General features: G+C 72.4%; 19 protein-coding genes. 10 read left to right on the top strand and 9 right to left on the bottom strand.

Features of this window, described 5'->3' with window-relative positions; genetic code table 11:
- Positions 1 to 137 precede the first annotated feature (137 nt).
- From MRBLML1_RS14750 to MRBLML1_RS14725, 6 genes are all read left to right on the top strand, one after another.
- A complete protein-coding gene (locus MRBLML1_RS14750) occupies positions 138 to 1,373 on the top strand; it encodes a cytochrome P450 (protein ID WP_364517155.1) in 1,236 nt (411 codons plus the stop codon).
- Positions 1,374 to 1,442: 69 nt separating this feature from the next.
- Positions 1,443 to 2,120 (top strand): response regulator transcription factor, encoded by a 678-nt coding sequence (locus tag MRBLML1_RS14745; RefSeq protein WP_364517153.1) that lies wholly within the window; start codon positions 1,443 to 1,445, stop codon positions 2,118 to 2,120.
- Position 2,121: 1 nt separating this feature from the next.
- On the top strand, positions 2,122 to 3,423 hold the full coding sequence (locus MRBLML1_RS14740) for a sensor histidine kinase (RefSeq protein ID WP_364517151.1): 1,302 nt from the start codon (positions 2,122 to 2,124) through the stop codon (positions 3,421 to 3,423).
- Between the two features lie 100 nt (positions 3,424 to 3,523).
- Complete coding sequence (locus MRBLML1_RS14735) at positions 3,524 to 4,075, top strand: hypothetical protein (RefSeq protein ID WP_364517149.1); 552 nt, start codon at positions 3,524 to 3,526, stop codon at positions 4,073 to 4,075.
- Between the two features lie 68 nt (positions 4,076 to 4,143).
- A complete protein-coding gene (locus tag MRBLML1_RS14730; protein WP_364517147.1) occupies positions 4,144 to 4,296 on the top strand; it encodes a hypothetical protein in 153 nt (50 codons plus the stop codon).
- A 44-nt stretch (positions 4,297 to 4,340) separates the two neighbouring features.
- On the top strand, positions 4,341 to 5,504 hold the full coding sequence (locus MRBLML1_RS14725; RefSeq protein WP_364517145.1) for an MFS transporter: 1,164 nt from the start codon (positions 4,341 to 4,343) through the stop codon (positions 5,502 to 5,504).
- Here MRBLML1_RS14725 and MRBLML1_RS14720 read toward each other — a convergent pair.
- The 6 genes from MRBLML1_RS14720 to MRBLML1_RS14695 are packed head-to-tail and all read right to left on the bottom strand — an operon-like array spanning position 5,485 to position 11,391.
- Complete coding sequence (locus MRBLML1_RS14720) at positions 5,485 to 6,600, bottom strand: carboxylate-amine ligase (RefSeq protein WP_364517143.1); 1,116 nt, start codon at positions 6,598 to 6,600, stop codon at positions 5,485 to 5,487. The genes MRBLML1_RS14725 and MRBLML1_RS14720 overlap by 20 nt on opposite strands.
- A gap of 53 nt (positions 6,601 to 6,653) precedes the next feature.
- Positions 6,654 to 7,421 (bottom strand): type I methionyl aminopeptidase, encoded by a 768-nt coding sequence (map, locus tag MRBLML1_RS14715; protein WP_364517141.1) that lies wholly within the window; start codon positions 7,419 to 7,421, stop codon positions 6,654 to 6,656.
- A gap of 10 nt (positions 7,422 to 7,431) precedes the next feature.
- Complete coding sequence (locus MRBLML1_RS14710; RefSeq protein WP_364517139.1) at positions 7,432 to 8,139, bottom strand: hypothetical protein; 708 nt, start codon at positions 8,137 to 8,139, stop codon at positions 7,432 to 7,434.
- 43 nt (positions 8,140 to 8,182) lie between these two features.
- Positions 8,183 to 9,346 (bottom strand): thiolase domain-containing protein, encoded by a 1,164-nt coding sequence (locus MRBLML1_RS14705; protein WP_364517137.1) that lies wholly within the window; start codon positions 9,344 to 9,346, stop codon positions 8,183 to 8,185.
- Positions 9,346 to 10,413 (bottom strand): thiolase domain-containing protein, encoded by a 1,068-nt coding sequence (locus MRBLML1_RS14700; protein ID WP_364517135.1) that lies wholly within the window; start codon positions 10,411 to 10,413, stop codon positions 9,346 to 9,348. Before MRBLML1_RS14700 ends, MRBLML1_RS14705 begins: the two co-directional genes overlap by 1 nt.
- 18 nt (positions 10,414 to 10,431) lie before the next feature.
- Complete coding sequence (locus tag MRBLML1_RS14695; RefSeq protein WP_364517133.1) at positions 10,432 to 11,391, bottom strand: Zn-ribbon domain-containing OB-fold protein; 960 nt, start codon at positions 11,389 to 11,391, stop codon at positions 10,432 to 10,434.
- 57 nt (positions 11,392 to 11,448) lie between these two features.
- Here MRBLML1_RS14695 and MRBLML1_RS14690 point away from each other — a divergent pair, with 57 nt between their 5' ends.
- A complete protein-coding gene (locus MRBLML1_RS14690) occupies positions 11,449 to 12,492 on the top strand; it encodes an LLM class F420-dependent oxidoreductase (RefSeq protein ID WP_364517131.1) in 1,044 nt (347 codons plus the stop codon).
- Positions 12,493 to 12,532: 40 nt separating this feature from the next.
- Positions 12,533 to 12,919: a hypothetical protein gene (locus MRBLML1_RS14685; RefSeq protein ID WP_364517129.1), complete on the top strand. Its 387-nt coding sequence runs from the start codon at positions 12,533 to 12,535 to the stop codon at positions 12,917 to 12,919.
- 9 nt (positions 12,920 to 12,928) lie between these two features.
- Here the strand turns inward: MRBLML1_RS14685 and MRBLML1_RS14680 are convergent, their stop codons facing one another.
- Complete coding sequence (locus MRBLML1_RS14680; protein ID WP_364517127.1) at positions 12,929 to 13,399, bottom strand: YqeB family protein; 471 nt, start codon at positions 13,397 to 13,399, stop codon at positions 12,929 to 12,931.
- Between the two features lie 114 nt (positions 13,400 to 13,513).
- Here MRBLML1_RS14680 and fadD8 point away from each other — a divergent pair, with 114 nt between their 5' ends.
- Positions 13,514 to 15,112, top strand: a complete 1,599-nt coding sequence (gene fadD8, locus MRBLML1_RS14675) for a fatty-acid--CoA ligase FadD8 (RefSeq protein WP_364517125.1) — start codon at positions 13,514 to 13,516, stop codon at positions 15,110 to 15,112.
- On the opposite strand, the gene MRBLML1_RS14670 is transcribed toward fadD8, so the two are convergent.
- The gene (locus MRBLML1_RS14670; protein ID WP_364517123.1) at positions 15,113 to 15,796 is read right to left on the bottom strand and encodes a hypothetical protein; all 684 of its coding nucleotides are present in this window, start codon (positions 15,794 to 15,796) and stop codon (positions 15,113 to 15,115) included.
- A 31-nt stretch (positions 15,797 to 15,827) separates the two neighbouring features.
- Between MRBLML1_RS14670 and MRBLML1_RS14665 the strand changes: the two genes are divergently transcribed.
- Entirely contained in the window at positions 15,828 to 16,451 is a 624-nt protein-coding gene (locus tag MRBLML1_RS14665; protein ID WP_364517121.1) for an HAD family hydrolase, read from the top strand.
- On the opposite strand, the gene MRBLML1_RS14660 is transcribed toward MRBLML1_RS14665, so the two are convergent.
- Positions 16,438 to 17,220: a crotonase/enoyl-CoA hydratase family protein gene (locus MRBLML1_RS14660; RefSeq protein WP_364517119.1), complete on the bottom strand. Its 783-nt coding sequence runs from the start codon at positions 17,218 to 17,220 to the stop codon at positions 16,438 to 16,440. The two genes, MRBLML1_RS14665 and MRBLML1_RS14660, sit on opposite strands and share 14 nt — an antisense overlap.
- Positions 17,221 to 17,236: the final 16 nt, after the last annotated feature.

Below are 17,236 nucleotides of genomic sequence, written 5' to 3'. Positions count from 1 at the left end.
CGATAGCACTGAACTAGAACGTGTTCTCGTTCGTCGAGAAACGCTGAATGAAACCCTTTCGTAATCGCGCGATGCTTTGTACGGTGACCCTAGAACGTGTTCCACCCCGAGGCCCCCTGCAGCGAAAGGTTCGTCGCGTGACCGAGCTCCTCATCCCCGAGGGATGGGATCCCACCGATCCCGACATCAACGAAGTGGCGCTGCCGCACGACGAGTTCCGTGCGCTGCGGACCAACGAGCCGATCCGCTGGATCGAGCAGGTCCCCGAGGCGCGCGCCGGCTTCCTCGACACGGGCTACTGGGCGCTGACCCGGCACGCCGAGGTCCGCCAGGTCTCCAAGGACAACGAGAACTGGTCCGCCATGGAGAACGGCGTCATCATCCGCTTCGCGCCTGACATGACCCGCGACCAGGTCGAGGTCCAGCGCGCGATGCTGATCCACCACGACCCGCCGGACCACACGCAGATGCGCGGCATCGTCTCCCGCGGCTTCACCCCGCGCGTGATCGCCGCCCTCAAGACGGTCCTGGAGGAGCGCGCCCGCGAGATCGTCGCCGGCGCCGTCGCCAAGGGTTCTGGTGACTTCGTCGAGGACATCGCCGCCGAGCTCCCGCTGCAGGCGATCGCCGACTTCCTCGGCGTGCCGCAGGAGGACCGCAAGAAGCTCTTCGAGTGGTCCAACCAGATGATGGGCTACGACGACCCGGACATCGGCGCCGACCCCGCGGTCGCCTCGATGGAGATCCTCGTCTACTTCGACAACCTCGCCAACGAGCGTCGGGCCAACCCGCAGGACGACATCGTCACCAAGCTGATCAGCGTCGGCGCCGACGACGACCACGGCGCCCTGACGAACGACGAGTTCGGCTTCTTCGTGATCCTGCTGACCGTCGCGGGCAACGAGACCACGCGCAACGCCACCAGCCACGGCATGCATGCCTTCTTCGAGCACCCCGACCAGTGGGAGCTGTGGAAGAAGGAGCGCCCGGAGACGGCCGTCGACGAGATCGTCCGCTGGGCGACGCCGGTCACCGTCTTCCAGCGCACCGCCAAGCAGGACACCGAGCTCGCGGGCCAGGCGATCAAGAAGGGCGACCGGGTCGCGATGTTCTACGCCTCGGCCAACTTCGACGAGACGGTCTTCGAGGACCCGTTCTCGTTCAACATCCTGCGTGAGAACAACCCGCACGTCGCGTTCGGCGGCCACGGCGCGCACTACTGCCTGGGCGCCAACCTCGCCCGTCTGCAGATCAACCTGATCTTCAACGCGATCGCCGACCTGGCGCCGGACATCGAGCTGGTCGGCAAGCCGCGTCGCCTCCGCTCGGGCTGGCTCAACGCGATCAAGGAGATGCAGGTCAAGTACGCCTGATCCTTCAGCGCAGGTTCAGGGCGGCTCCGCGACAATGGGGCCGCCCTGATCTGCTCTCCCGGAGGTCCCATGCGTGTCCTGGTCGTCGATGACGAGCGCCGCCTGGCGCGCTCGCTGAAGCTCGGGCTGGAGGCGGAGGGCTTCGCGGTCGACGTCGCCCACGACGGCACCGACGGGCTGTGGCTGGCCCGGGAGAACGCGTACGCCGCGATCGTGCTCGACCTCATGCTCCCCGGGATCAACGGCTACCAGGTCTGCGCGACGCTGCGCGCGGAGGAGATCTGGACCCCGATCCTGATGCTGACCGCCAAGGACGGCGAGTGGGACCAGGTCGAGGGCCTCGACACCGGCGCCGACGACTACCTCACCAAGCCGTTCTCCTTCCCCGTGCTCGTCGCGCGGCTGCGCGCCGTCGCGCGCCGCGGCGAGCGGGAGCGGCCGACCGCCCTGGAGCTCGGCGACCTGGTCATCGACACCGCCGCCCACCGGGTACGACGCGGCGAGGACGAGATCCCGCTGACCGCCCGGGAGTTCTCGGTGCTGGCCTTCCTCGCCCGGCACCGGGGCGACGTCGTCTCCAAGCGGCAGATCCTCGACGCCGTCTGGGACGGCGACTTCGAGGGCGACCCCAACATCGTGGAGGTCTACGTGCGCCACCTGCGCAACAAGGTGGACAGGCCCTACGACCGCGCGGCGATCGAGACCGTCCGCGGCGCGGGCTACCGGCTCGCGAGCGACGGAGGCTGACGTGCGGCGTACCTCGATCCGGGTGCGGACCACCCTCGCCGCCGTCCTCGTCGTCGCGGTGGCCCTGCTCGCCGGCGCCGCGGCCCTGGTGCTCGCGGTCCGTGGCTCGCTGCGCGACGGCGCGGAGACCACCGCCGAGCACCGCGCCGACGCGCTCGTCGCGCAGGTCGACGCGGGCCAGGTGCCGGTCGTGGACGACGAGGCGGACGACGAGCCCGAGGACGTCGTGTGGCAGGTGACCCGGCCGGACGGTGAGGTGCTCGCCGCGTCGGCCTCGCTCCAGGGCCCGCTGACCGAGGACGGCACGGTGGACCTGCCCGGCGCGGACCACTCCTACGTCGTCGTCACCGAGGACTCCGACGACGGTCACGTCGTCGCGGTCGCGGTCTCCCTGGAGGACGTCGACGAGACCACGGCCGCGCTGGCCGCGCCGCTGCTGCTCGGCCTGCCCGCGCTGCTGCTGGTCGTCGCGGGGACCACCTGGCTCGTCGTCGGCCGCGCGCTGCGTCCCGTCGAACGGATCCGCCGCGAGGTCGAGGAGATCACCGGCGCCCGCCTGGAGCGGCGGGTGTCCGAGCCCGCCACCCGGGACGAGGTCGGCCGGCTCGCGCGCACCATGAACGCCATGCTCGCCCGGTTGCAGGACTCCCGTGACCGGCAGGAGCAGTTCGTCGCCGACGCCTCGCACGAGCTGCGCTCGCCGCTGGCCAGCATCCGCCAGGTCGCGGAGGTCGCCCAGGCGCACCCGGCGGCGCTGCCGGACGGCGAGCTCGCCGAGACCGTGCTGGAGGAGGCGGTCCGGGTGCAGGCGCTCGTCGAGCAGCTCCTCGTGCTCACCCGCGCCGGCGAGGGACGGGCGCGCGCCCCGCGCACCGAGGTCGACCTCGACGACCTCGCCCTCGGCGCCGTACGACGCGTCGCCCGCGCCGGTCTCGACGTCGACACGACCGCGGTCGCCGCCGCCCGGCTCCTCGGCGACCCGGTGGCGCTCGGCCAGGTGGTGCGCAACCTCGTCGACAACGCCGCCCGGCACGCCCGCAGCCGGCTCGCGGTCGCGGTGGTCCAGCACCCCGGAGGCGTCGTGCTCAGCGTCGAGGACGACGGGCCGGGCATCGCGCCGGCGGACCGGGAGCGCGTGTTCGAGCGCTTCGTGCGGCTCGACGAGGCCCGCGCGCGTGACGCCGGCGGGAGCGGTCTCGGGCTGGCGATCGTGCGTGAGGTGGTGACCGGCCACGGCGGGGCCGTCGCGGTGGAGGACGGGACGTTCGGGGGTGCCCGCTTCGTCGTGCGCCTGCCCGCCTGACCGGCCGAGCCGGCTGAACGTGCCTTCAGGAAGCTTCAGGGAGCCTTCAGCGACTCCTCGGCAGGCTGAGGTCATCAGCCCCGATCGAGAGGAAACTCCCATGAACACCAACATTCTCCGCCGCAAGCGCGTCGTCCTGCCCGCCCTGGCCACCGTCGCCGTGCTCGCGGTCGGCGGCACCGTCTGGGCGGCCTCGGCCGACGACGTCTCGGGCGACGAGCGGGACCGGGTGGCCGCCGCGGCGACGAAGGCCGTCGGTGGCGGCGAGGCCGTGGACGTCGAGAAGAGCGACGACCTCGGCGAGGCCTACGAGGTCGAGGTCCGCCTCGACGGCCGCGAGGTCGACGTCACCCTCGACGAGGACCTGAAGCCGGTGGCCGAGGACCGCGACGACGACCGCGACGACCGCGACGACCGTGGCGACCGTGGTGACCGGCCGGACGCCGACGACCGGGTGCTGACCGCGGCGGAGCGCACGGCCGCCGAGCGGGCCGCCCTGGCCGCGGTCGGCAGCGGCACCGTGCTCGACGTGGACCCGAGCGACGACCCCGGGACGGCGTACGAGGCCGAGGTGCGCGACGCGCGGGGCGTCGAGTGGGACGTCGACCTCGACGCGTCCTTCGCGGTCGTCGCCAAGCACGCCGACCGCTGAGCGCAGCGCTCGCCGGGGCGCCGGGTGCAGTAGCGTTCGTGCTGCAAGCAGGCCGACAGGAGGGCGCCATGAGCGACGTCAACACCGAGCAGTTCCAGGGTTTCTCGGAGAACCACTACCAGCACGGGATGCACAGCCTGGCGTGGATCTCGCTGTGGACGATCATCATCCTCGGCGTCGGCGCCGGCGTGTTCGGCTTCATCTGGGGCATCAGCCACTGAGCGACGCCACCGCGTCACGGGCCTGGAGCCCGTGGCGGACCGTGGTGGCCTTCGGGCTCGTCAGCCTCACGGCCGACATGGTCTACGAGGGCATGCGGTCCATCTCGGGGCCCTTCCTCGGTGCGCTCGGCGCCTCGGCGCTCGTCGTCGGGATCGTGACCGGTGCCGGTGAGGCGATGGCGCTCCTGCTCCGCCTCGGCACCGGCCCATGGGCCGATCGCAGCGGCCGGCACTGGCGGCTGACGGTCCTCGGCTACGCCCTCACCGCGGTGTGCGTGCCGTTGCTGGCCCTCGCGCCCGCGGTCGGTACGGCGGGCGTCGCGCTCGCCGCGGCCCTGATCCTGCTGGAGCGGGCCGGCAAGGCGATCCGCAGCCCGGCGAAGTCCGCCCTGCTGGCGCGGGTCGCCGCGGGCGGCAGCCTGGGCCGGGCCTTCGGCGTGCACAAGGCGCTCGACCAGGTGGGCGCCTTCGCCGGTCCGCTCACCGTCGCCGGCGTCACCGCGCTGACGGGCGTGCTGTGGCCCGGGTTCGCGGTGCTCGCGATCCCGGGCGCGATCTCGCTGGTGCTGCTCGCCCAGGTGGCCCGTCGTGCGCCGGGGATCACCGCACCCGAGGAGGTCGCGCCCCACGGCGCCGAGCGGCGGGGCATCGCGGCGGTCCTCGGGGTGGACCTGCCGGCCCGCTTCCACGTCTTCTCCACCGCGGCGGCGCTCGCGACGGCGGGCCTGATGACCTTCGGCGTGATCTCGTTCCGGTTCGTCGAGGACGACCTGGTGCCGCTCGCCGCGGCACCGGTCGTCTACGCGCTCGCGATGGCGACCGCGGCGCTGGCCGCGCTGGCGACCGGCTGGGCGTTCGACCGGGTCGGCGCGCGGGTCCTGCTCGTCGTACCGGTCCTGGTGGCGGGGGTCCCCGCGCTCGCCTTCGCCGACGCGCTGGCGCCGGTGCTGGCCGGTGTCGCGCTGTGGGGCGTGGCGACCGGGGTGCTCGACTCCACGGTCAAGGCCCAGGTGGCCGCGGTGGTGCCGGCGGCCCGCCGGGCCACGGGCTACGGCGTCTTCGCGGCCGTGCAGGGCCTCGGCGCCGTCGTCGGTGGAGCCGTGGCCGGGGCGTTGGTCACCTCGCACACGGGGCTGCTCACGGTCGTCGTCGCCGCAGCGCAGGTGACCGCGCTCGTGCTGCTGGTGCTCACCCTGCGGCGGCGCTGAGGTTGGTCCGGGCGACCAGGTCGTCGACGACGTCCTCCAGCCGCCCGGTGCGCTCGTACGCCGCCCGCTGGCGCACCGACCCTCCCTCGCCCAGCACCCGCTCGAGCCCCTCGCGCACCTCGCCGTCGTCGCCGTAGGCCTCGAGCGGCTCGCGCACGGTCTCCAGCAGCAGGCCGACGACCTCGCGGGCGGGGCGCAGCCGCGCGTTCAGCGGGTCCAGCAGGCGTCCGCCGAGGCCGTCTCGGGCGGCGCGCCACGTGGCGGCGCGGACCAGCTCGGCCCGCCACAGCTCGGCCGACCCGGGCGGCTCGGCGTCCGGCCCGGCGCAGTGGTGCACGAGGCCGCGGGCCAGCGCCGCGACCAGGACGGCGTCGGCGGGATCGGTGCACACGTCGGCGATCCGGACCTCGACGGTCGGGAAGCGCCGCGCCAGCCGGGCGTCGTAGTAGAGCATCCCCTCGTCGCGAGCGGCGCCGGACTCGATGAGCGAGCGGCCCACCCGGTGGTAGCCCGCGACGCTCCCGAACCGCTCGGTCGGCCCGGCACTGGGCAGCTGGCCCCACGCCAGCGCCCGCCAGGAGGCGTGGCCGGTGTCGCGACCCGCGTGGAAGGGGGAGTTCGCGCTGATGGCCAGCAGCACCGGCAACCAGGGCCGCAGCGCGTCGAGGACGCGCACGCCCTCCTCGTCGGAGGCGACCTGGACGTGCACGTGCATGCCGCACGTGCCGCCGGTGCGGGCCAGCTCGCCGTAGGTGTCGACCAGGGCGAGGTAGCGGTCGTCACGGGTGGTCCGCGGCTCCGCCCCGCCGAGCGGGCTGGTCGCCGAGGCTGCCGTGCGGAGGCCGACGCCCGCGGCGGCCTCCGCCGCCAGGGCCCGGCGGCGCAGGAGGTGCTCGCGCAGCTCGGCGAGGGTCTCGGCGGGAGGTGTGCGCGTCTCCAGCTGGTGCCGGTAGAGCTCGTGGTCGAGGTCCTCGCGGTCCGGCAGGTCGTGCTCGGCCGCGTACTTGAGCACCTGCTGGGCGCGCGGCGAGGCGGTGCGGTCCGCGGGGTCGACGAGCAGCAGCTCCTCCTCGACGCCGAGCGTGCGGGACTCCATGGCGGGGGAGTACCCGCCCCGCCCCGGCTCAGGCTCTGCGGGCCGGTGCGGGATCAGTCCCGCGCGGTGAGGACGAGCGGGTCGCCGTCGGTGATCGCGACGGTGTGCTCGGCGTGCGCCCCGCGGGAGCCGTCGGCGCTGCGGATCGTCCAGCCGTCGGGGTCGAAGACGATGTCGTCGGTGGTGTGCAGGAACCACGGCTCGATCGCGATGACCAGGCCCGGGCGCAGCTTGAGGCCGCGGCCGGCGCGGCCGTCGTTGGCGACGTGGGGCTCGCCGTGCATGGTCCGGCCGACGCCGTGCCCGCCGAACTGCAGGTTGACCTTCAGCCCGGCCGCGTGCGCGACGTCGCCGATGGCGGCGGAGATGTCGCCGAGCCGGTTGCCCGCCCGGGCCGCGGCGATCCCGGCGGCGAGCGCCCGCTCGGTCGTCTCGATCAGCCGCAGGTCCTCCTCGCGCGCCGTGCCGACGACCACGGACAGCGCCGAGTCCGACACCCAGCCGTCGAGCGAGGCCGCGAAGTCGACGGAGAGCAGGTCGCCGTCCTGGAGGACGTAGTCGAAGGGCAGGCCGTGCAGCACCGCGTCGTTGACCGAGGTGCACAGCACCTTGCCGAACGGGCTGGCGCCGAAGGAGGGGTGGTAGTCGATGTAGCAGGACTCGGCGCCGGCGTCCTTGATCATCCGGTGCGCCAGCTCGTCGAGCTCGAGCAGGTTGACCCCGACGGCGGCCTTCTCGCCGAGAGCCTTGATGACGGAGGCGACGAAGCGCCCGGCGGGGCGCATCTGCTCGATCTGGGTCGGGGTACGGAGCTCGATCACGAGGTCCAGCCTACTGACCGAGCCCCGGGTCCACGACGACGGCGCTGTGGCTCGACGCGTCGTCGGCGTCGAAGGCGAGGCCGTCGAGCGAGTCCGGGTCGCTGACGACGGTGGAACCGGTGATCACGCCGGACGCGCCGGGCTCCAGGCTGGTGTCTCCCTCGAGCCACGGGTCGTCCCACCTGCCGTCGACGACGGCCTTGACCTCGATCGAGTCCAGCGAGATCGTGCGGTCCGACTGGTTCTTGGCCTCGAAGGTGAAGGTGCACCTGTCGACGTCGGCACCCTCGGCCACACCACACTCGACGGACGTGACCTTGATCCGGAGGTCGCCGTCGTCGGTCTCGAACCACTGGCCGACCTTCTCGCTCGGCTCCGGCGGGTCCACCCAGTCCAGCGCGTCGCCGAGCCAGCGGATGAAGACGAAGGTGATCAGCGCGGCGATCACCAGGCCGACGGCCGACAGGCCGAGTCCCCAGCCCGCCATCGCCGTGCCGCGCCGGATCCGGCGTCCCCGCCGGATCCCACCGAGGCCGAGGCCGATGCCGATCAGCGCCGTGACCAGCGCGAGCAGGCTGAGGAGCGGCACGATCGCCAGCGGCAGGGTCAGGATGCCGAGCACCAGTGCGGCGATCGCGAGCCCGTTGCTCGGCGGACGCTGCTCGGTGCTCGAGAAGGCGCCCGGCGGCGGAGGCGGGTACGACGGCGGCAGGCTCACTCCGGAAACCTAACCCGCCGCCGCCCGTCCCAAACGAGGAGCCTCAGCTCGTCGGCTTGTCCGCGCCGACGACCCACATCGCGAAGAACTGCGACCCACCGCCGTACGCGTGGCCGAGGGCCTTGCGTGCGCCGTCGACCTGGTGCTCCCCGGCAGCGCCGCGCACCTGCAGGGCGGCCTCGGCGAAGCGGAGCATGCCTGAGGCGCCGATCGGGTTGGACGAGAGCACCCCGCCCGAGGCGTTGAACGGGATCCGCCCGGTCATCGCGGTCTCGCCGGCCTCGGTCAGCTTCCAGCCCTCGCCCTCGGCCGCGAAGCCGAGGTTCTCCAGCCACATCGGCTCGAACCACGAGAACGGCACGTAGACCTCGGCGGCGTCGATCTCGTCGATCGGGCTGGTGATGCCGGCCTGCTTCCACAGTGCGGCCGCCGCGTCGCGCCCGGCCTGCGGGTTGACCTGGTCGCGCTCGGCGGCCGTGGTGGCCTCCGAGCGCATCACGGTGCCGTGGATCCAGGCGGGGTTCGGCGACGACCTCGCGGAGTCCTCGTCCACGATCACGAGCGCGCAGGCGCCGTCGCTCGACGGGCACGTCTCGTCGTACCGGATCGGGTCCCAGAGCATCTGCGAGGCCAGCACCGACTCGACGGTGGTGCCCTCGTTGTGCAGGTGGGCGTAGGGGTTCTTCAGCGCGTTGTTGCGGTCCTTGGCGGCCACGATCGCACCGATGTGGGTGGGGGCCTGCGAGCGCCGGATGTAGGAGCGCACGTGCGGCGCGAAGTAGCCGCCGGCCCCCGCGTGGACGGGCATGTTGAACGGCAGCGGCACCGAGAGCGCCCACATCGCGTTGGACTCGGACTGCTTCTCGTAGGCGACCGTGAGCACGCGCTTGTGGACGCCGGCCTGGACCAGGGACGAGGCGACGATCGCCGTCGAGCCACCGACCGAGCCGGCCGTGTGGACGCGCAGGAGCGGCTTGCCGGCCGCGCCCAGCGCCTCGGCGAGGAACAGCTCGGGCATCATCACGCCCTCGAACAGGTCGGGCGCCTTGCCGACGACGATCGCGTCGATGTCGTCGAGCGTCAGCTTCGCGTCGAGCAGCGCGCGGTCGATGGCCTCGCGGCACAGTCCCGCCATCGAGACGTCCTCGCGCTTGGCGCGGTGGTGCGTCTGGCCGACACCGATGATCGCTGCAGGCTGCTTGCCCATCAGTTCTGCCTTCCTTCGGTAGAGGCTTCCAGGGTGCAGACGAGGTTCTGCTGGAGGGCGGGCCCGCTGGTGGCGTGGGCGAGCGTCTTGTCGGCCTCGCCGGACCAGATCCGCGACGCGGCCTCGCCGACGCGGATGCCGCCGCCCGAGAACATCGGGTTGCTGGCGAGCGCACCCCCGGAGGGGTTGATGGCCACGTCGGCGCCGAGGCCCAGCTCGGAGCGCAGGATGAGCTCCTGGTGGCTGAACGGCGCGTGCAGCTCGGCGACCTCGACGCCGCCGAGGTCGAGCGCCGCGCCGGCCCGCTGGGCCGACGGTGCGCGGGTCAGGTCGCGCACGCCCATGCCCATCGGGTCGATGTTGTGCGCGATGCCGGTCAGCCAGGCCGGCCGGTCGCGGACCTCGCGGGCCTTGTCGCCGGCGGCCAGGACCAGCGCGGCGACGCCGTCGGTCACGGGGGAGCAGTCGTGCTTGCGCAGCGGGTCGGCGTACATCGGCCGGGCCAGCAGCTCCTCCACCGACGAGCCGCCCTTGCGGATGGCGTGGTCGTTCTTCTCGGCGTCGGTGAGCGAGCGGTTGACGACCTCGGCCATCGCCCGCTCGTCCCAGACGCCGGCGTCGATGCCTGCGCGGGCCTGGAGGCCGGCGAGGGAGACGGTGTCGGGCCACAGCGGGGTCATCGTGTACGGCTCGAGCTGCAGCGCGAGGGTACGGCGCAGCACGCCGGCGGAGCTCTTGCCGAAGGCGTAGACGAGGGCGGTGTCGACCTCGCCCGTCTGGATCTTGATCCACGCCTCGTACATCGCCCAGGCCAGGTCCATCTCCACGTGCGACTCGTTGACCGGCGGGATGACGCCGATCGCGTCGACCGCCTGGACGAACGAGAACGAACGGCCGGCGAGGTAGTCGGAGGACCCGGAGCACCAGAACCCGACGTCCCGGCGGGTCCAGCCGGTCTGCTCGTAGAGCTCCTTGAACACCGGCACGAGGAGCTCGACGCAGGTCGGCGACCCGTCGAACTCGGGCATCTGTCGCTGGGCGAAGCCGACGACGGCGACGTCACGCATCTGTCCGTGTCTCCCTTCTCAGAGGTGGTGCTGGTAGGTCTCGAAGTCGGCGTCCGGATCGCCGGTGGGCGCGAAGTGGTCGATGTTCTCCAGCGAGTACTTCCACTCCTCCTCCGGCTTCCAGACCGCCTTGACCCGCATGCCCATCCGCACCTCGTCGGCGGGGACGCCGAGGATGAGGTGGAGCACCGCGATGTCGGCACCGTCGAGCAGGACGTAGGCGGAGACGTACGGCGGGGTGATCTTCTGGCCGAGGAAGGGCACGTTGACGATGCAGAACGTCGTGATGGTCCCGGTCTGGGAGAGCTCGACCTCCTCCTCGGTCGGGGTGCCGTCCGAGGGGCAGGCGCTGCGCGGCGGGACGTAGACCTTCTGGCACGCCGGGCAGCGCTGGCCCATGATCCGGCCCTCGTTGAGACCTCGGTAGAACAGCGACTCCTCGGGCGAGGCGGCGTAGTCGTAGTCGAGGGAGACCTTGGTGACGACTCCGCTCACGGGCTCGCCCGACGCGGCCTCCGGCGCGACGGTGGCGCTCTCGCCCGGGGCGAGCGGCTCGAAGCAGAGGATGTCGTTGATGTGGCCGACCCGCTCCGCGGCCCAGCGCACCCGCACCCGCATCCCGGTGTGCACCTCGTCGGGCGAGGAGACGTCCAGGGCGTGCAGGAACGGCGCGTCGGCGCCGTCGAGGGTGACCAGCGCGAAGGCGAACGGGCGGTCGAAGGGCTGGTCCTTCACCGGCTCGGGGACCCAGGTCCAGGAGCTGACCGTGCCGACCGAGGAGACCTCGACGAGGTCGGTCGTCGCTTCGTGGGTGACGGGGTCGAACTCGAGCGGCGGCACGACGACCTGACCGGCCGAGGTACGGCCTCCCACGACCACGCCGTCGCGGAGCCCGGAGAGGAAGCGACCGAGGACGGGCCCGGTCGATCGCGTGTAGTCGAAGGCCACCGTCACCGGGGCCTGCAGAGTGCGGCTCATGGACGAAAGTGAAACACGTTCTAGAAATGGTTCGCAACGACCGGCATGATTCGTCTCATGAAACTGGGACTGCAGCTGGGCTACTGGGGCGCGCAGCCGCCGCAGGGCGTCGGAGAGCTCGTCGCGGCGGCGGAGGACGCCGGCTTCGACGCGATCTTCACCGCCGAGGCATGGGGGAGCGACGCGTTCACCCCGCTCGCCTGGTGGGGCCGGGAGACCTCCCGGGTCCGGCTCGGCACGTCCATCGTGCAGATGTCCGGACGCACCCCGACCTCGATCGCGATGCACGCGCTCACCCTCGACCACCTCACGGACGGCCGGGTGGTCCTGGGCATGGGCGTGAGCGGCCCGCAGGTGGTCGAGGGCTGGTACGGCCAGCCCTTCGAGAAGCCGCTGGCCCGCACCCGCGAGGTGGTCTCGATCATCCGCAAGGTGCTCGCCCGCGAGGCGCCGGTCACCAACGACGGCCCGCACCACGCCCTGCCCTACCGCGGGCCCGGCTCGGTCGGCCTCGGCAAGCCGCTCAAGCCGATCGTGCACCCGCTGCGCGCCGACCTGCCGATCTGGCTCGGGGCGGAAGGCCCCAAGAACGTCGCGCAGACCGCCGAGATAGCCGACGGCTGGATCCCGATCTTCTACACGCCCAAGAGCGCGGGGATGTACCAGCCGTGGCTCGACGAGGGCTTCGCGCGACCCGGCGCGCGTCGTACCCGCGCCGACTTCGAGATCGCGGCCACCTGCCACCTGCAGGTCGTCGAGGACGCGGCGCAGAAGCAGGCCGTGATCGAGGCGATGAAGCCCTTCGTCTCGCTCTACATGGGCGGGATGGGTGCCAAGGAGCAGAACTTCCACAACCAGGTCTTCACCCGGATGGGGTACGGCGAGCTGGCGGCCGAGGTGCAGGAGCTGTACCTGGCGGGGGAGAAGGACAAGGCCACCGGCCTGGTCCCCGACGAGCTGGTCGACGACATGCACATCATCGGCACGCCCGGCGAGGTCAAGGAGCGGGTCGCGCAGTGGGAGGAGACCGGCGTCACCACGCTGCTGCTGTCGTGCCGCAGTGCCGGTGAGGTGCGTCAGGTGGCCGGGCTCCTGGCCTGATCCCTGGCGGCTGTCGGAGCCGCGGGCTACCGTCGTGGCCATGCTGCGCGAGCCGCACGAGAACGTCGCCACGGTGCTGGTCGACCCTGCCCTGCTGCGCGACCTCGAGCTGGAGCTGATGGAGCTCGACCTGTGGGTCTGGCCGGTGCGGACGGCGCCGATCTGCGCGGACGGCCCGCGGATGGAGTTCCAGGTGCGCCGTCGCCTGGTCGAGGCGCAGCGGGGCGCCTGGGACTGCGCGGCGCACTGGGTGCCGGTGTGGATCAGCTTCGGCGACCGGTGGTGGAGCGGTGCCGAGCCGCTGCCGTGGTCCGCGCACCGGGCGCTGTGGGACGTGCTCGACGCGCACGCCGACCAGGTCCGGTTCCGGCGCCGGCTGGGCGGCGTACGGCCGTTGATCGCGCCGATCGAGCGGCAGGCCGGCTGAGCCGGGGGCTCACTCGGACTCGAGCGGGTAGCCGCGCGCGGCGAAGGCGTCCTTGACCCGCCGGGGCTTGGCCTCGACCCGCCTGTCGAAGAGCCGGCGGCCCTCGGTGCCGTCGATGACCACCTTCTTGCCGTCGAGGTGGACGCCGACGATCGACTCCTTCGCCAGCCGGCGCCGGTCCTTGTCGTGGACCACGACGACGGCGTCGTCGTGCACCTCCAGGCGCCACTCGTCGACGAGCACCAGGAAGGCGCCCACGAGCCCGGCGAGCAGGCCCAGCGCGGGACGGGCGACCCAGGCCCAGGCGCTGTCGCGCTCGCCGACCCAGCGCAGGGCGTCGCTGAAGGGCACGAACGGGACGTCCGCCAGCCAGGCCGCCAGCAGCGGCCCGACGGTGAGCAGCAGCACGCCGCCGGCACCGAGGAGGAGGTAGGTCCACACGGCGTCCTCGCGGGTGGAGCCGAGGTCGTCGTAGGTCATGGCTCGACGGTAGGCCGCGCGGGCCGGTGAGCACATCGGTCGCGGGGAGGGGCGCACCCCCGACCAAGGAAGGGGTCCTTGCCCACATCTAGAACACGTTCTAGTCTGCGGGATGTGACCGACACGCTCCGGACCCCCGCCCACAACGGCCACCTCATGCTCGCCGCGCTCAAGCGGCACGCGGACCGGCCGATCGTGCACCTCGGTGACGTCACGCTCACCGGGCGGCAGACGGCCGAGCGGATCTCGCAGTACATCCAGGCCTTCGAGTCCCTCGGCGCCGGCCGCGGCACGCCGGGCGCCCTGCTCGCGCTCAACCGGCCCGAGGTGCTCTTCATCCTCGGCGCGGGCCAGACCCAGGGCTTCCAGCGCACCTCGCTGCACCCGCTCGGCTCCGCGGACGACCACGCCTACGTCATCAACGACGCCGGCATCACCACGCTGGTGATCGACCCGTACTTCGCCGAGCGCGCCGTCGAGCTGCTCGGCAAGTGCCCCGGCCTCAAGCAGGTGCTCACCATCGGTCCCGTGCCGGAGTCGCTGGCCGACGTCGGCACCGACCTCACCGCGGTGGCCGCGACCTTCGAGCCGAAGCCGGTGCAGGCGGCGCTCCTCGAGCCCGAGCACATCACCTCGATCACCTACACCGGCGGCACGACCGGCAAGCCGAAGGGCGTGATCGGCAACGTCCGCGCGTTCTCGACGATGGCGCAGATCCAGATGGCGGAGTGGGAGTGGCCGGCCGAGCCGCGCTTCCTCATGTGCACCCCGCTCTCGCACGCCGGCGCGGCCTTCTTCGTGCCGGTCGTGCTCCAGGGTGGCACGCTCTTCGTCTCGGCGCGGTTCGACCCGGCCGAGGTGCTGAGGACCATCGAGGAGCAGCGGATCAACTCGCTGATGCTCGTGCCGACCATGCTCTACGCGCTGATGGACCACCCGGACTCGCGGACCCGCGACCTGTCGTCGCTGGAGACGGTCTACTACGGCGCGTCCGCGATCAACCCGGTCCGGCTCAAGGAGGCCATCGAGCGCTTCGGGCCGATCTTCGCCCAGTACTACGGGCAGTCCGAGGCGCCGATGGTGATCTCGTACTTCCCCAAGGGCGACCACGTTGACTCCGAGGGGCGGCCGGTGGAGAGCCGGCTCACGTCGTGCGGCCGTCCCTCGGCGTACATCCGGGCCGCGCTGCTGGGCGAGGACGGTAACCCGGTCGCGCCCGGTGAGCCGGGCGAGATCTGCGTCGCCGGGCCGCTGCTGTCCGCGGGCTACTGGCAGCTGCCCGAGGCGACCGCGGAGACCTTCCGCGACGGCTGGATGCACACCGGCGACGTGGCCCGCGAGGACGAGGACGGCTTCTGGTACATCGTCGACCGGACCAAGGACATGATCGTCACCGGTGGCTTCAACGTCTTCCCTCGCGAGGTCGAGGACGTCATCGCCGAGCACCCGGCGATCGCCCAGGTGGGGGTGATCGGCACGCCGCACGAGAAGTTCGGCGAGGCCGTCACCGCGATCGTCGTGCTGCGCGAGGGCCACGAGCTCACCGACGAGGTGGTCGCCGAGATCCAGGCCGCGGTCAAGGAGCGCAAGGGTTCGGTGCAGGCGCCCAAGGACGTGATCGCCGCCGACGCGCTGCCGCTCACGGCGCTCGGCAAGCCGGACAAGAAGGCGCTGCGCGCGCAGTTCTGGACGGGCGAGCGCTCGGTCGGCTGACTAGCGCGCGCCCAGCCGCTCCCACACCCGGGCCGGCACGCGGTCGAGCAGCGCGCCCATCGCGCCGAGCAGGCCGTCGATGTCGGCGGGGGAGTAGCCGCCCGGCCGGATGACGAGCAGCGAGTCGCCGGTGATCCGCCAGGAGAGGCCGGGGTGGTGGCGCATCACGTCCCGGACGTCGGACAGCAGCAGCTCGCGCGCGAACTCCGGCGACGGCGAGTGCACGGTGAACGCGGCGTCGAAGGCGGGGTCGCCGATCTCGATGTCCTTGCCCGTCAGCGCGTCCACCCAGCGCCGCAGGGTGGATGTCGGGCCGACCGCCAGGTCGGGAGCCGTCACGCCGAGGCTGAGCGCGACCACCGAGCAGGTGTGCGTGGTGCTGTCCTCGCCGCCGCCGGTGATGTACTGGTAGTCGAAGGCAGTGAACGGCCGTGACTCGTGACGTCCGATGAGCACGTTGGTGGCCCGTCGGCGGATGCCGGTCTCGAAGGGCGCGCCACGGAAGCGTCCGACCAGTGCCGGGTCCTCGGGGCGGTAGTCCCACTCGCGCGCCTGGGCGAAGGCGGCCAGGCCCGCCTGCCGCTCGCGGGCCCGGCGGGCCGAGGCCACCACCAGGATCGGGACGAGCGCGCAGAGCGCGACGAAGACCGCCAGGACCAGGCCGAGGAGCAGCAGTGCCACCATGGCGCACATCCTGCCCCGATAGCGTGGCTGCATGCCGGATCTCGTCGTCGGGTTCGACCTCGACCTCACCCTCATCGACACCGCTCCCGGGTTCCAGGACGTGCTGCGTGCGCTGGGGGCCGAGCTCGACGTCGACTTCCCGGTCGAGGAGATGACCCGGCGCCTGGGGCCGCCGCTGGACATGCTGCTGGAGCCCTACCTGGATGCCGAGCGGATCCCGGCCGCCGGCGACCGGTTCCGCGCGCTCTACCCGGACCACGCGATCACCAGCGTGCCGGTGCTGCCCGGAGCGCACGACGCCCTGGCCGCCGTACGACGGCGCGGTGGGCGGACCGTCGTGGTCACGGGGAAGTTCCCGGAGAACGCCCGGCTGCACCTCGACCACACGGGCCTCGACGTCGACGTCCTGGAGGGCTGGGTGTGGGGCGTCGGCAAGGCGGCGGTGCTGCGCCGCGAGGGGGCGTCGATCTACGTCGGCGACCACGTCCACGACGTCGAGGGCGCCCTGGCGGCGGAGGTCACCAGCGTCTCGGTGCTGACCGGTGGGTGCACGGCCGAGGAGCTGCGCGACGCCGGCACCCACGTGGTGCTGGAGAGCCTGCACGAGTTCCCTGCATGGCTCGACGAGCACCTCGGCGGCGTCAGCGCCCCTTGAACTGCGGCGCGCGCTTCTCCAGGAACGCCCGCGGGCCTTCCTTGGCGTCCTCGGAGGAGAACACCGCGGCGCCGACCTTGGCGTCGTCGGCCCAGCAGTCCTCCTCGTGCCTGCCCTCGGAGTCGCGCATCGTCTTGAGGATGGCCTGCACCGCGAGCGGGCCGTTGGCGGCGATCTTGTCGGCGATCTCGTGCGCCTTGGCCAGCGCCTCGCCGTCGGGCACGACGTGCCCGATCAGCCCGAGCTCCTTGGCCTCGGGGGCGAGCAGCGTGCGCCCGGTGAGCAGCAGCTCGGCCGCGACCGTGTACGGGATCTGGCGGGGGAGCCGGACCGCGGAGCCGCCCATCGGGTAGAGCGACCAGCGCGCCTCGGCGACGCCGAACTTCGCGGACTCCCCGGCCACCCGGATGTCGGTGCCCTGGAGGATCTCGGTGCCGCCGGCGATCGCGGGGCCCTCGACGGCGGCGATCAGCGGCTTGGTCAGCCGGAAGCCCTTGAGCAGGCCCTTGATGACGGTCGGGTCGTACTCCCCGGACTCGAAGCTCTCCGACGGCGGCTTCTCGTCGGCCTTCTTCAGGTCCATGCCCGCGCAGAAGTAGCCCCCGGCGCCGGTGAGGATGCAGACCCGGATCTCCGGGTCCTCGTTCACGCGGTCCCAGGCGTCCTCCATGATCCGCAGCATCTCGCTGGAGAGCGCGTTGCGGCGCTCGGGCCGGTTCATGGTGACGACCAGCTTGTGACCGTCCTGCTGGACGAGGCAATCGCTCATGTGAACCACGCTAGCG

Origin of the sequence: Nocardioides sp. LML1-1-1.1, from assembly GCF_040676175.1 — a bacterium.
Taxonomy (GTDB): Bacteria; Actinomycetota; Actinomycetes; order Propionibacteriales; family Nocardioidaceae; genus Nocardioides.
The sequence above is the reverse complement of the archived record's forward strand: the minus strand, read 5'-3'. Positions and strand labels throughout refer to the sequence as shown.